This is a genomic window from Parageobacillus sp. VR-IP (genome assembly GCF_013357975.1).
Taxonomy (GTDB): domain Bacteria; phylum Bacillota; class Bacilli; order Bacillales; family Anoxybacillaceae; genus Saccharococcus; species Saccharococcus caldoxylosilyticus.
Genome location: NZ_JABVYQ010000004.1, coordinates 35,634 through 49,440 on the forward strand (window position 1 = coordinate 35,634; position 13,807 = coordinate 49,440).

A 13,807-nucleotide genomic window follows, 5' to 3' on the forward strand; every position below is an offset into this window, starting at 1 on the left:
GATTATACAAGCGGACCTCCAAGCGCTTCAATTTCCGGTGCAATATGCTTGAATTTTTGGAAGTTTGCGCGGAATTTTGCGGCCAGCTCTTTTGCTTTTTGTTCATATGCATTTTTATCCGCCCATGTATTTTGCGGCTGCAGCACTTCATCTGGCACTCCTGGAATATGAAGCGGAATGGCCAAGCCGAAAATAGGGTCTTTCACCGTTTCGACATTGTCCAGTTCTCCTTCGACCGCTGCTTGCACCATTGCTCGCGTGTAAGCCAGCTTCATGCGGCTGCCGACTCCGTACTCCCCGCCGGTCCAACCAGTGTTGACGAGGAATACCCGCACGTTATGTTCAACGATTTTTTTGCCGAGCATTTCCGCATAGCGCACGGCCGGGAGCGGCAAAAATGGAGCGCCGAAGCAAGTAGAGAACGTAGCTTGCGGAGAAGTGATTCCCCGTTCAGTGCCGGCGAGCTTGCTCGTATAGCCGCTTAAGAAATGGTACATTGCTTGCTCGCGCGTCAGTTTGCTAATTGGCGGCAATACGCCAAACGCGTCTGCGGTTAAGAAAATAATCGTTGATGGGTGGCCGGCGACGCTTGGATCCACGATATTGGCAATGGCCTGAATCGGATAAGCAGCTCGCGTATTTTCCGTTAATGTCGCATCATCGTAATCTGGCATTCTTGTCTGTTCGTCAACCACCACGTTTTCAAGCACTGCTCCGAACCCAATGGCGTCAAAAATTTGCGGTTCTTTTTCGCGGGATAGGTTGATGCATTTCGCATAGCATCCGCCTTCGATATTAAAGATGCCGCGGTTTGACCAGCCGTGTTCGTCATCACCGATTAAGCGGCGGTTTGGATCAGCGGAAAGCGTCGTTTTTCCTGTTCCCGACAGCCCGAAAAATAATGCAACATCTCCTTCTTTGCCAACGTTGGCCGAGCAATGCATAGAAAGAATCCCTTGTTCCGGAAGCAAATAGTTCATCACCGAAAAAATCGATTTTTTCATTTCGCCAGCGTATTCTGTGCCGCCAATTAATACGATGCGGCGTTCAAAAGAAATGATAATAAACGCTTCTGATCTTGTTCCGTCCACCGCAGGATCTGCTTTGAAATTTGGAGCAGAGATCACCGTAAATTGCGCTTCGTGTGTTTGTAATTCCTCTGCACTTGGGCGAATAAATAATTGATGGGCAAATAAATTGTGCCAAGCAAATTCGTTGATAACTTGAATCGGCAAACGATATTTAGAATCAGCGCCGGCAAATCCTTTAAAGACAAAAATCTCATCTTGTTTCATTAAATAATCAAGCACTTTATTATATAAGTTTTCAAACACTTCTTCCGAAATTGGCTGGTTGACGGTTCCCCAATCGATTTTTTCTTTCGTTGCGGCTTCTTCGACAATGTATTTATCTTTCGGCGAGCGTCCTGTATACTTTCCTGTTGTTACCGCTACCGCCCCAGTAGCTGTTAACTGGCCTTCCTTTCGCTGCAACACTTTTTCCACCAGCTGGGCTACCGATAAATTATGAAATACGTTTGGTTGTTGCAATAATAATGAAAGCTTATTGGTCATTTTTGCGATCCCCATGTTCAAAACCTGCCTTTTTTTATTTAAATAATCTCTTCAAATAGTATAACACATTTTTGTTATTAGTCCATACTATTTATGACGATTTATTTTATTTATTTTTCCTTTTTTTTTCAAAAAAAATTCGCCATATTTTGTTGACTTTTCCCGTTTCATTACGATAAGATAAGTCATTGAACGGATACTCTTATCCCGAGTCGGTGGAGGGACAGGCCCAATGAAGCCCAGCAACCGTCACAACTGGAAACATGTGAAATGGTGCTAACCTGTGGCAAGGCGATGTCCTTGAACGATAAGAGTGAAAGGAGCAATACGATTGCAATGACCTTTCCTCACCGTTACAGGAAAGGTTTTTTTATATGAGAAAATGAAATAAGGGAAATGAGTACCGTATCGCCCGCCGTTTGCGGCATCATCATTTTTTGATGTTTGATTAAGGAAAGAGGAGGAAAATGCCGAATGTCAAAAAAAAGACGTTTATTTACTTCAGAGTCTGTAACAGAAGGTCATCCGGATAAAATTTGCGACCAAATTTCCGATGCGATTTTAGATGCGATTTTAGAAAAAGATCCGAATGCTCGTGTCGCCTGCGAAACGAGCGTGACAACAGGGCTTGTGCTCGTAAGCGGAGAAATTACGACATCGACATATGTGGATATTCCAAGAATCGTTCGCGATACGGTTCGCGAAATCGGCTATACGCGCGCCAAATTCGGTTTTGACGCGGATACATGCGCCGTGTTGACATCGATTGACGAGCAGTCGCCGGATATCGCGATGGGGGTCGATCGAGCGTTAGAAGCTCGTGAAGGTCAGATGACTGACGAGGAAATCGAAGCAATCGGTGCCGGAGACCAAGGACTGATGTTTGGATTTGCCTGCAATGAAACGAAAGAATTAATGCCGCTTCCGATTTCTTTGGCGCATCGTTTAGCCCGTCGTTTGGCTGAAGTACGGAAAAAGGATATTTTGCCATATTTACGTCCAGATGGCAAAACACAAGTAACGGTAGAATATGACGAAAACGGCAAACCAGTACGCGTGGATACGATTGTCGTATCCGCACAGCATCATCCGGAAATTACGCAAGAGCAAATTGAACGCGACATTAAAGAACATGTCATTAAGCCGGTTGTGCCAAACGAGCTCATCGATGAAAACACAAAATACTTTATTAACCCGACAGGACGATTTGTCATCGGCGGACCTCAAGGGGATGCAGGTTTAACAGGACGGAAAATTATTGTAGACACGTACGGCGGCTATGCCCGTCACGGCGGCGGTGCGTTCTCTGGAAAAGATCCGACAAAAGTAGACCGTTCTGCGGCATATGCGGCCCGTTATGTGGCGAAAAATATCGTGGCGGCAGGACTTGCCGATAAGTGCGAAGTGCAGCTAGCCTATGCGATCGGGGTAGCAAGACCGGTTTCGATTTTCATTGACACATTTGGCACAGGAAAAGTATCGGAAGACATTTTAATTGAAGTCGTGCGCAACAACTTTGATCTGCGCCCGGCAGGCATTATTAAAATGTTAGATTTGCGTCGTCCGATTTACAAGCAAACAGCTGCTTACGGCCATTTTGGACGCACGGATATCGACCTGCCGTGGGAGCGCACGGATAAAGCAGAAACATTGAAAAAGCAAGCTTTTTCCTTGTCGAAGCAACAATAAATTAATGAATATGGAAAGGAGAGTTACAGCAACTGTAGCTCTCTTTTTTTTTGTTCAAAAAAGCAGATTAAGTTATTTCAGTGGTTTTGCAATCGATATGTTAACGGTGTATTTAAAAAAGGAAATTTTATAGTTTTATTGCTTCAAATCTATGATATAATCAGCATGCTGAATGAATATAAAGAAATGGGTGAAATACACATGTGCGGGTTTATTGGATGTGTTTATGATCATCCAAAAGTGCTAGACGAGCAATGGAAGAAAACGTTTGAAGAAATGAATAATATGATCACGCACCGTGGTCCAGACGACGAGGGGTATTTTTTCGATGACTATGTCCATTTTGGCTTTCGTCGGTTGAGCATTATCGACTTAGAAGGGGGTCATCAACCGTTATCGTACGCAAACGAGCGATATTGGATTATTTTTAATGGAGAAATTTATAACTATATTGAGCTACGCGAAGAGTTGTATGCGAAGGGATACGAATTTGCCACACATTCTGATACGGAAGTGATTATTGCGCTATATAGCCATGAAAGAGAAAAAGCGGTAGAGAAGCTTCGTGGCATGTTTGCATTTGTCATTTGGGATAAAGAAGAAAAAACGATTTTTGCCGCACGTGATCCATTTGGCATTAAACCATTTTTCTATCTTGAAGAAGAAGGGCGGACGTTTTTTGCATCGGAAAAGAAAAGCATCTTGCATGCGACGGAAAACAATGTTCTCGATTATGACGCGCTTCAGCATTACCTAACATATCAATACGTGCCTGAGCCAATGACAATGTCTGTTGGCATTAATAAATTAGAGCCGGGTCATTACATCAAAAAGAAAATCGGTGAACCATTAACGGTACACCGTTATTGGAAAGCGCGGTTTCAGCCAGTATGGAAATCAGAAGATGAATTCGTCAAAGAGATTCGCGATGTTTTGTTTGATTCCGTGCGGGTACATATGCGCAGCGATGTGCCGGTTGGCTCTTTTTTATCCGGCGGAATCGATTCTTCGCTCATTGCTTCGATTGCCAAACAATTTCATCCAAACTTTAAAACTTTTTCGGTCGGCTTTGAAAGAGAAGGATTTAGCGAAATTGGGGTAGCGAAAGAAACGGCTGAGAAATTAGGGGTGGAAAACATCAGCTACGTTATTTCGCCAGAAGAATACATGGAAGAACTGCCGAAAATCATTTGGCATCTGGATGATCCGCTTGCCGATCCAGCGGCTGTTCCGCTTTATTTCGTCGCCCGCGAAGCAAGAAAGCATGTAACGGTTGTTCTTTCTGGAGAAGGAGCGGATGAGCTGTTTGGAGGGTATAACATTTATCGTGAACCACAGTCATTAAAAATGTTTGAGTGGATGCCTGGCGCGGCAAAATCGGCATTGCGCATCATCGCCCGCATTCTTCCAGAAGGGGTAAAAGGGAAAAGCTTCATCGAGCGCGGGTTAACGCCGATGGAAGAACGCTATATAGGAAACGCAAAAATGTATAGCGAAGAAGAAAAAGAGAACTTGCTAAAAGCATACAAGCGCGGACTGGAATATACAATCATTACCCGTCCATTTTATGAGGAAACCACTCATTATCCTCCTGTCAACCGTATGCAATATATTGATATTCATACATGGTTGCGCGGGGATATTTTGCTAAAGGCCGATAAAATGACAATGGCACATTCGTTGGAATTGCGCGTTCCGTTTTTAGATAAAGCCGTCTTTGAAGTGGCAGCAAAAATTCCACCAGAAATGAAAACGGCTAATAATACAACGAAATACATTTTACGCAAAGCGGCAGAAGGCATTGTTCCCGATCATGTTCTTCAGCGCAAGAAGCTTGGTTTTCCAGTACCAATTCGCCATTGGCTGAAAAATGAAATGTACGATTGGGCGAAAACCGTTATCAAAGAAAGTGAAACGGATCACTTGTTCCATAAAGATGTGCTATATCGCCTGTTAGAGGAGCACTGCGCCAATAAAGCGGATCATAGCCGGAAAATCTGGACTGTGCTAGTCTTTATGATTTGGCACCAAGTATATATCGAAAAAAAATATGATTTTTCCAACCTATATAAAAAAGCATATAAAGAAGACAAGCACCTCCTATTAAGCTAATCAGGTTGATAGGTGATGGCTTGTCTTCCCATTTGCACCCAAGCAGCCAAAAAATCGGTCTTGGGTGCTTTTTTATTTTTTTCGCCTGTAAGTGGATCGTTGAAATAAATAAAATCTTGGCCATATCCTGTAATTACAACGGAGTGCTCGTAATACGTAATTTTAATTGGTCCGCTCGGCGTTTCCCATTCGCGAAAAGCGGATTCCGGCAGTTCTTTATACGTGCTGTTGGTAATGATCCAAATCGGTACTCCTTTCGAAAGATATTGCTGCAACACGGAAAAGTCGCTTCCTGTTAAGTCAATGATTCTATCGGGTAGATACGTTTCAGCAAGTTGCTTAATTGGCTTATGATACACACCTAAGCCTGGTGTGGTGAGTGAGTACATATCGCCAACAAAGCCATTGTTTGGATTGCCAAAATACACTTTGCCATTTTTTCGCTGAAACGGAGTGGGGTCTTTTCTTATTTGTTTAGCAAGCGTCAGTTTATCGGCTTGTACACCGACGTCCTCAAGAAGCATTGCCAAGCTCGTTACTTCGCAACCGCGCGGCAATTCGGGAAGTTGGCGAATGACTGGCACATCAAGCAGCACAGAAGGTTTGATTTTCTTTTCAGCAGAAGGAGAAATAACATTCTCTATCAGTGCTTCTTCCCTTGCTAAATAAGATTGTTTTAAATGTGCGATCGCTGCTCTCATTTCTTGATTGCGCAACAGTGCTGCAAGAAGACAAAACATAAAAAGAGAAACAAGTGCCGATTTCGATAATGCTTTTGTTGGGAAAAATATAATAAACAATGCGATAGCAATGATGAAAAGAAGTAAGACGGTAGACATAACGTTACTCCTTCATTAATCGGAACTACAATGAATAAGGAACGATTATCCTTGTTTTAGCCGCAAAGCCTTATAGTATTGTCCCTTTTCTACATACTCGCGGCGGATTCGCTGCATTTCACGGACATCTTCATCGGTCAGTTCGCGAATGACTTTAGCGGGGCGGCCAAATGCAAGGGTATGTGGCGGGATCTTTTTTCCTGGCGGAACAAGGCTGCCGGCGCCGATAAACGCCCCTTCGCCAATTTCCGCTCCATCAAGGATAATCGAGCCCATGCCGATTAGCGCGTTTTTACGGACGATGGCGCTATGTAAAATGACTTGATGTCCGACGGTGACATCATCTTCAATGATAAGCGGATTATTTGGACTTTGATGCAAAATTGAGTTATCTTGAATATTGACGCGATTACCGATGATCGTAGGGGCGACATCGCCACGAATGACGGTATTGAACCAAATGCTTGTTTCTTCCCCGATCATAACGTCACCGGTGATGGTGACATAATCGGCAATAAAGGCGGATTCAGCGATTTTTGGAATTTTTCCTTTATACGGGTAAATCATGAGCTTCTTTCCTTTCCTTTCCTAAAATGGTTCGGTATTATTATTGTACAAGTATTGGCACGATTCGTAAATGGAGGAGATTTGGCCATGTGGAAATGGGAGGCAAATGATGGAAAAGGAACGGTGGTCATTGTCCACGGAGCGGTTGAACATCACGGACGGTATCAATGGCTGATCGAGCAGTTGATCCAAAGCGGCTATCATGTCGTCGCCGGAGACTTGCCGGGCCAGGGAAGGACAACGCGGCGAAAACGTGGACATATTCAATCGTTTGACGAATATATTAATGAAGTGGCAGAGTGGGTTGAAGAAGCACAACAATTTCATGTGCCAATATTTTTGCTTGGACACAGCATGGGAGGGCTTGTAGTAATCCGCACCTTGCAGGAAAAACGTCTTCCGATCCGTGGAGTTATTTTATCTTCTCCTTGTTTGGGGCTTGTGTCGCATCCGTCCAAGGGGATTGATCTGCTCTCTAGAGTATTGAATCATATCGCTCCTTCCCTTTTATTTGACTCAGGTTTGTCTGTTGAATTAGTAACAAGAAATAAAGAAGTGCACAAGACCGCTCAACAGGATGAGCTGTATGTGACGAAAGTATCTGTCCGCTGGTATCGCGAACTGGTGAAAGCGATGGAATTGGCGTTTCACCATATTGCGAAATTTCCTGATATTCCGTTGCTGCTTATGCAGGGCGGTGACGATAAAATTATCGATAAAAAGGCGGTAAAAGAATGGTTTGATCGTTTATCCATTTCGGAAAAAATGTATAAAGAATGGAGTCAATTATACCATGAAATTTTTAATGAACCAGAGCGGGAAGATGTTTTTTTCTACGCCAAATCATTTTTAGATACACAATGCCAGCTATATCGTTAAATCATGTCATTCCTGCATCTGAGGTGAGCCTGTTGAAAATACCGACGCATCCGATCACATTAATGAAAAAAGTATATTGTGACGTTTTTCCCGTTGTACACCGCGAATTGGCTTATTGGAAACAAAAAGCGGAGCGTATTCCCGACCCGGAGTTGCGTAGACAAGCATTGACCAGCATTGCAACAAAAACGTTTCATTGCGAGGGTGGTGCCATTTTATCGCTGCTTGCCGGAGAGGACATGGAAGAGTGCATTCGCTTTATTGTCGCGTATCAAACGATCAGCGATTACTTGGATAATTTATGTGACCGAAGCACGTCGCTAGATCCGCTTGATTTCCGCGCCCTTCATGAATCGATGCCGGCTGCCCTATCGCTTGATGCCGACGTGGCGAATTATTACCGCCACCGCCAAGAACAAGATGATGGCGGCTATTTGCGCGACCTTGTCCGCACGTGCCAAAACGTTTTGAAAAAAGCAGTCCATTACGATAAAATTGTGCCATTTTTGCACGAACTAGCGGGATATTATTGCGATTTGCAGGTGCATAAACATGTGCACGTCGAGGAGCGTGTGCCGCGCCTGGAAAAATGGTTTAAACAATATAAAGATCAGCTTCCGCCGATGGAATGGTATGAGTTTTCCGCCTGCTCCGGCTCTACGTTAGGTATTTTTTGTTTAGTTGCTTACGCCTTCAGCGAAACATTTCAAGCGGAAATGGCCAAACAAATACGCGATGGTTATTTTCCGTATATACAAGGGCTGCATATTTTGCTTGATTATTTGATTGACCAGGAAGAAGACCGGTTAGGCGGAGATTTGAATTTCTGTTTTTATTATCCAAGCCAGTCTGTTTTATTGGAACGGTTATACCATTTTATTAAAGAAGCCGACCGTCATGTGAATGCATTGCCGCACGGAGAGTTTCACCGCCTTATTCACCGAGGCCTTCTCGGTCTATATTTATCGGATGAAAAAGTGAAAAAACAGCGGGAGCTTCGCTGTCTTGCAAGGAAGCTTGTCCGTGCAGGCGGGGCCGTTTCTTGGTTTTTTTACTGGAACGGAAGAGCGTATCGCTTATGGCAAAACAAGCTTTCATCGTCTTTGAAGCAAAAGAGGCTGTCTCTTTCCTAAAAGGGGACAGCCTCTTTACCGTTTTTCGATAGCAAGAATAAACGGGGGATTATTTTTTTGATTGATGAATTCATATTTTAATACGTGAGCATGCTGTTGATCCATTGCCTTGACGTAATGCAGAAGCGCATCCCGTTCGATGACGCCTTCCGGATGACCGTGGTAAACGACGAGGACGATGATTCCTTCTTTTTTCATGATCTGAAGCAATTGTTCGATGGCGCGGATCGTTGACTCCGGTTTTGTCACAATCCGTTTGTCACCGCCGGGAAGGTAGCCGAGGTTAAATATTGCGCCGGCGATGTGCCCGTGATAGACATCAGGGATTTTTTCGATCAATTGATCATGGCTTGCCTGAAACAACGTTACCCTCTCGAGCAAATGATGCTCCTGAAGACGAGCGGATGTCGATGCAATCGCTTCCTGTTGAATGTCAAAACCAAATACGTGGCCTTTCTCCCCTACGCGCTCTGCCAAATAAAGTGTGTCATGTCCGTTTCCGACCGTGGCATCGACGGCGATGTCTCCTTCTTTTACCGCCATGTCCATTAATACCCGTGTAAATGGAAGAATTTTCACCAATTTCATCGCCCGACCACTTCTTTTTTGTAATACTTCCCCTGATAGCTGTTGCGGCGCTCGAGTTCGGCGTCAATGGCGTTTAATACTTCCCATTTATTGACGCTCCACATCGGACCGATCATGAGATCGATCGGGCCATCGCCCGTGATGCGGTGCACGATCATTTCCGGCGGCAATACTTCCAATTGGTCGCAGACAAGGTTTACATATTCTTCAAAGGATAGAAATTGCACCAATCCTTTTTCATATTGCTTTACCATCGGCGTTCCTTTTAATAAATGAAGCAAATGGATTTTGATTCCTTGTATATCCATGCTGGCTACCGTTTTTGCCGTTTCCATCATCATCTCGTAATCTTCAAGTGGCAGTCCGTTAATAATATGCACACAGACGTGGATTCCGTGCTTGCGCAGTTTTTCAACACCGTCGATAAAGCATTGAAAATCGTGAGCGCGGTTAATCAGCAGGGCAGTCCGTTCATGAACCGTCTGCAAACCGAGCTCGACCCATAAATACGTACGCTCGTTCAGCTCCGCCAAATACTCCACAACATCGTCAGGAAGGCAGTCCGGGCGCGTGGCAATAGACAATCCGACTACCCCGTCTAAGTTTAAGACGGTTTCATATTTTTCCCGCAATACTTCTACCGGTGCGTGTGTGTTTGTGAATGCCTGAAAATAGGCCAAATATTTCCCTTCTTTCCATTTTTGGTGCATTTTTTTCTTAATTGTATGAAACTGTGTCACCAAATCATCAGAGCGATTGCCGGCAAAATCACCCGATCCAGCCGCACTGCAAAACGTGCAGCCGCCATACGCCACCGTTCCGTCACGGTTCGGGCAGTCAAAGCCGCCGTCAAGCGCGACTTTAAACACTTTATGCCCGAACGTTTGTCGCAGATGATAATTCCACGTATGGTAACGCTTATGGTCGTTTGTATATGGAAATGGGTTGAACTGTGCCAACACAGTTCCCTCCTTGTTTGTAAAATCGTATCATTTCAGCATTGTATCACGATTGGCGGAAAAAATCGACTATTACCAATCATTAACGTAGTAGGCGGAAAATAAAATGCACAGACTAAACAATGAGGCAAACGATCATACGGTTGGAGGGAAAAGAAATGGCAACGCGGCAATCGGTTGAAGAATTTTTGCAGCATTGCGAAGATGTCATTCGTTATGCGAAAGAGCAATACACGGAAGCACAAAAGCAAGAGCATTATAACATAACGGAATATACAGAGGCGCAGCAAATGCTGGAGAGCACCGTCAACGATTTGGCGCATTTAGCGCGCAGCTGCAACGCCCAACAGCGCGAACAATTGCATCGGATGCGCCTGCAGCTTGAGCAGCTGCAAAATCAAATGATTTTACTTGATCGTTAAGGGGAGGGTATGTGGTGAAAAAACGGTCGAAACAAAACAACCCGGAACAAAAAACGAGAAACGGAATAAATAATAACGATCTCGAATTCAGCCAAGATTTTGATCCGGTAAAGCAGGCGAAAAAAGCATATGAACAAACAGGCGGACAGCCGCAAAAATCAAAGCAGCATGTCGAAGAGTAAAAAGCTTGTCGAATCCTCGGCAAGCTCATTTTTATTGCCTTTTTTCGTAGAATCCATACAATTGTTTTGGTACTCGAAATATTGAAGGAGGATATACGTATGCATATGCCCCGTGTGCTTTGGGTATTAATGGTAGGCATGGCCATGAATGTGACAGGTGCTTCTTTTTGTGGCCGTTGAATACGATTTACGTTCATGAACAGCTCGGCAAATCACTTTCTGCCGCTGGAATGGTGCTCATGCTCAACTCCGGGGCAAGTGTAGCTGGGAACTTAGTCGGAGGGTTATTGTTTGATAAAATTGGCGGTTTTAAATCAATGATGATCGGAATTGTCGCGACGATGGCTGTGCTCGTTGGCCTTGTTTTCTTTCATGGCTGGCCGCATTACGTCATCTTTTTAACGATCATCGGGATGGGAAGCGGGATTGTATTCCCAATAGCGGCTGCGTATGCGGGAGTGATTTGGCCGGAGGGGGGATTTGTCAACAGCACGGCCATGGCAGGCAGAACGATCGGACCTGTGCTCGGCGGCTTGATCGCTGATTACGCTGGCATGAAACCGCTGTTCGCCGTGCTTGTTTTCTTTTCTGTGCTTTCGCTTGTCACGACGTTCTTCTATGATTGGAACTTGCCAAAGAAGCAAAACAAGGAGAAACAGACGGTTATAGTGGAGTAGACATGTTTTCTACTCCATTTTTTATTTTATGTATGAAAAATATGGGAGATTGACAACAAACATCCAATTTGATATAAATCTAATTAGATAACCATCAAATATAGAGGTGTAGTCATGCAGCTTCATCGTTTAGTGACATTTTTTAAGACGATTGGTGACCCAACGCGTCTTCGCATTATAAAAATGCTTTCGCAAGGACCGCTGCACGGTCAAGCAATGGCTGGGAAACTCGGATTGACTCCGGCAACGATTACCCACCATCTAAAAAAACTTCGCGACATGAACGTTGTTTGTGAACGGCGCGATGGAAACATCATTTATTTTTATTTACAGCCATCTGTCGTAAAGCATTACGCGTATGCATTGCTTGATTTGGCCGAACAAAATGAGGTGAAAAAAGAGATGAAAGAGAAAGCAGCTGAGCGTCAAAAAGTCATCGAAAACTTTTTTACAAGCGATGGCCGTTTAAAAAATATTCCAGCGCAAAGAAAGAAAAAATTGATTGTGCTTGAGCATATGCTGAAAGGGCTTCAGCCGGGAAAACAGTATACAGAAAAAGAAATCAATGAGCATATTAAAAAGTTCCATGAGGATTACGCAACCATTCGCCGCGAATGGATCATGAATAACTATATGTATCGCGAAAACGGCATCTATGAGCTGAATCCGCGGGAAATGTGGCATAAAATAGATGGATGATACCGTTACGTGAGGATATGAACGCCATATAAGCTCCATTTTCCCCACTTGCAATAAACCGACAAATTTTTTAAAATATTATACACGAACAATATTGGTAAATAACGGTGAAGAGGAGTAGTAGTGAACCAAACGGACGGCAGAGAGTTGACGGTCGGTGCGAGTCAACCGAAGTTTGTTCACGAACTCGCCTCGGAGTTGCGGGCATGAGCGGCTTTCGCCTCGTAATGTCCGCCGTGAATCTGCGTTAATGATAAGAGTGGGCATGCAGTTTTGCATGCTAAGAAGGGTGGTACCGCGGGAATGGCACCTCTCGTCCCTTTTGGGCTGAGAGGTTTTTTTATTTTCGCTTTTGTTAACAATGTGTACTAGAAAAAAGATAGGAGGTATAAGCAGGTTGTTAAACATCTATAAAAATGTATAAAATCATGTGAATGTTATGTAGAAATCGCGAATCCACTTGGACAACAAGAAGGAAAACCCGCTCCCCGCTTGACATTTCCCGTACAGGTCCCCGAAAAATATGAATGGGAAATCATTGATGTCGTCATGGGCGAGCAGGTGGACGTGAATGCAAAAGGAAGGCCGATCATTGAATATCAACCATATACCGCTGAAATCAAACGCAAAAACGGAGAGTATTATGTGCATCTCATTTATGAGAAAGAAGTGTATGGCAGGGAACTTGCCTACGACGAACCGATTCAAGCGGAACGAATTGCTGGGATGGATATCAATATGGACCGCATCGCCGTAAGCATCGTTTCAAAACAAGGAAACTTCATTCAATCAAAGGTGCTTTACTGCCATGAACTCGAATATGTGAAAGCGAATAAGCGAAACAACATTGTTGGAGAAACCATACGAGATGTGTATGACTGGCTGATGCAAGAAAATGTCAGGGAAGTGGTCATCGAAAACATCCAACTAAGACAGCAGCACGATACGGACAAACGATTCCATCGCTTGACCCACCAATTCAAAAAGAAAAAACTGACAGAAACCGTCCTTCGTCGGGGGATGCGGCTTGGGTTTCGCGTCAAAAAAGTGAATCCGACGTATACCAGCGTCATCGGTCGTTTCAAGTATAGGAAAAAATACGGGTTATCCGTTCATGAAAGCGCCGCCTTGGTGATTGGCTGGCGGGGATTAGGGTATCAGGAACGATTGCCAAAAAAACTCGTGTACACCATAAAAACGAAAGTGAAACGCCATTTGGTTGCCGCGTTAGGGTCGATGGAAGAATCCTACAAGCAATCGAAAAGCGGCAAGAAACAACGCCAATATATCGTGATGATGTTACGTAAAATCGAGAATTTCAAACAAGAGCATGAATGGTCACTATGGAATATCTTGCACAAATTCTGCTGGCTGAACCAGTACCAAATTCAACTAAGGGAGGTGTAGACCTGGTTGCTAAAATCGTTGTCGTGTACGGACCAATGGAAGGAATGGTGCACGACAGGCGCTGTCGCTGACAGCGATCC

The 13,807-nt window shown here is 44.2% G+C and carries 14 protein-coding genes, 1 riboswitch and 1 other annotated feature; of the genes, 9 read left to right on the plus strand and 5 right to left on the minus strand.

Annotated elements, in window-relative coordinates:
- Positions 1 to 2: 2 nt before the first annotated feature.
- A complete protein-coding gene (gene pckA, locus HT574_RS10835; RefSeq protein WP_017434888.1) occupies positions 3 to 1,589 on the minus strand; it encodes a phosphoenolpyruvate carboxykinase (ATP) in 1,587 nt (528 codons plus the stop codon).
- A gap of 184 nt (positions 1,590 to 1,773) precedes the next feature.
- Positions 1,774 to 1,888: riboswitch (SAM riboswitch) on the plus strand.
- Positions 1,889 to 2,048: 160 nt separating this feature from the next.
- On the opposite strand from pckA, the gene metK reads away from it, so the two are divergent.
- Both metK and asnB read left to right on the plus strand, forming a co-directional pair.
- The gene (metK, locus tag HT574_RS10840; RefSeq protein ID WP_175244618.1) at positions 2,049 to 3,263 is read left to right on the plus strand and encodes a methionine adenosyltransferase; all 1,215 of its coding nucleotides are present in this window, start codon (positions 2,049 to 2,051) and stop codon (positions 3,261 to 3,263) included.
- 201 nt (positions 3,264 to 3,464) lie between these two features.
- Complete coding sequence (asnB, locus tag HT574_RS10845) at positions 3,465 to 5,375, plus strand: asparagine synthase (glutamine-hydrolyzing) (protein WP_175244619.1); 1,911 nt, start codon at positions 3,465 to 3,467, stop codon at positions 5,373 to 5,375.
- Here the strand turns inward: asnB and HT574_RS10850 are convergent.
- Together HT574_RS10850 and HT574_RS10855 are read right to left on the minus strand one after the other, a co-directional pair.
- Positions 5,372 to 6,214, minus strand: coding sequence for a C39 family peptidase (locus HT574_RS10850; RefSeq protein ID WP_175244620.1), 843 nt, complete (start codon positions 6,212 to 6,214; stop codon positions 5,372 to 5,374). The two genes, asnB and HT574_RS10850, sit on opposite strands and share 4 nt — an antisense overlap.
- A gap of 45 nt (positions 6,215 to 6,259) precedes the next feature.
- Positions 6,260 to 6,781, minus strand: coding sequence for a gamma carbonic anhydrase (locus HT574_RS10855; protein WP_175244621.1), 522 nt, complete (start codon positions 6,779 to 6,781; stop codon positions 6,260 to 6,262).
- 87 nt (positions 6,782 to 6,868) lie between these two features.
- On the opposite strand from HT574_RS10855, the gene HT574_RS10860 reads away from it, so the two are divergent.
- On the plus strand, positions 6,869 to 7,660 hold the full coding sequence (locus HT574_RS10860) for an alpha/beta hydrolase (RefSeq protein WP_175244622.1): 792 nt from the start codon (positions 6,869 to 6,871) through the stop codon (positions 7,658 to 7,660).
- Between the two features lie 32 nt (positions 7,661 to 7,692).
- Entirely contained in the window at positions 7,693 to 8,793 is a 1,101-nt protein-coding gene (locus tag HT574_RS10865; protein ID WP_175244623.1) for a tetraprenyl-beta-curcumene synthase family protein, read from the plus strand.
- A 15-nt stretch (positions 8,794 to 8,808) separates the two neighbouring features.
- Here the strand turns inward: HT574_RS10865 and mnmM are convergent, their stop codons facing one another.
- Complete coding sequence (mnmM, locus tag HT574_RS10870) at positions 8,809 to 9,381, minus strand: tRNA 5-(aminomethyl)-2-thiouridylate-methyltransferase MnmM (protein WP_175244624.1); 573 nt, start codon at positions 9,379 to 9,381, stop codon at positions 8,809 to 8,811.
- Positions 9,378 to 10,340: a tRNA modification radical SAM protein MnmL/YtqA gene (gene mnmL, locus HT574_RS10875; RefSeq protein ID WP_175244625.1), complete on the minus strand. Its 963-nt coding sequence runs from the start codon at positions 10,338 to 10,340 to the stop codon at positions 9,378 to 9,380. The genes mnmM and mnmL overlap by 4 nt, the downstream gene beginning before the upstream one ends.
- 158 nt (positions 10,341 to 10,498) lie before the next feature.
- Between mnmL and HT574_RS10880 the strand changes: the two genes are divergently transcribed.
- From HT574_RS10880 to HT574_RS10900, 5 genes are all read left to right on the plus strand, one after another.
- Positions 10,499 to 10,762, plus strand: a complete 264-nt coding sequence (locus HT574_RS10880) for a YtzC family protein (RefSeq protein ID WP_042407747.1) — start codon at positions 10,499 to 10,501, stop codon at positions 10,760 to 10,762.
- 14 nt (positions 10,763 to 10,776) lie between these two features.
- On the plus strand, positions 10,777 to 10,944 hold the full coding sequence (locus tag HT574_RS10885) for a glycogen biosynthesis protein GlgD (RefSeq protein WP_175244626.1): 168 nt from the start codon (positions 10,777 to 10,779) through the stop codon (positions 10,942 to 10,944).
- A 167-nt stretch (positions 10,945 to 11,111) separates the two neighbouring features.
- Entirely contained in the window at positions 11,112 to 11,621 is a 510-nt protein-coding gene (locus HT574_RS10890) for an MFS transporter (RefSeq protein WP_375154103.1), read from the plus strand.
- Positions 11,622 to 11,735: 114 nt separating this feature from the next.
- The gene (locus tag HT574_RS10895) at positions 11,736 to 12,320 is read left to right on the plus strand and encodes a DUF2087 domain-containing protein (RefSeq protein WP_175244627.1); all 585 of its coding nucleotides are present in this window, start codon (positions 11,736 to 11,738) and stop codon (positions 12,318 to 12,320) included.
- A gap of 98 nt (positions 12,321 to 12,418) precedes the next feature.
- Positions 12,419 to 12,644 (plus strand) — a binding site (T-box leader).
- Positions 12,645 to 12,812: 168 nt separating this feature from the next.
- Positions 12,813 to 13,727 (plus strand): IS200/IS605 family accessory protein TnpB-related protein, encoded by a 915-nt coding sequence (locus HT574_RS10900; protein WP_254698657.1) that lies wholly within the window; start codon positions 12,813 to 12,815, stop codon positions 13,725 to 13,727.
- Positions 13,728 to 13,807: the final 80 nt, after the last annotated feature.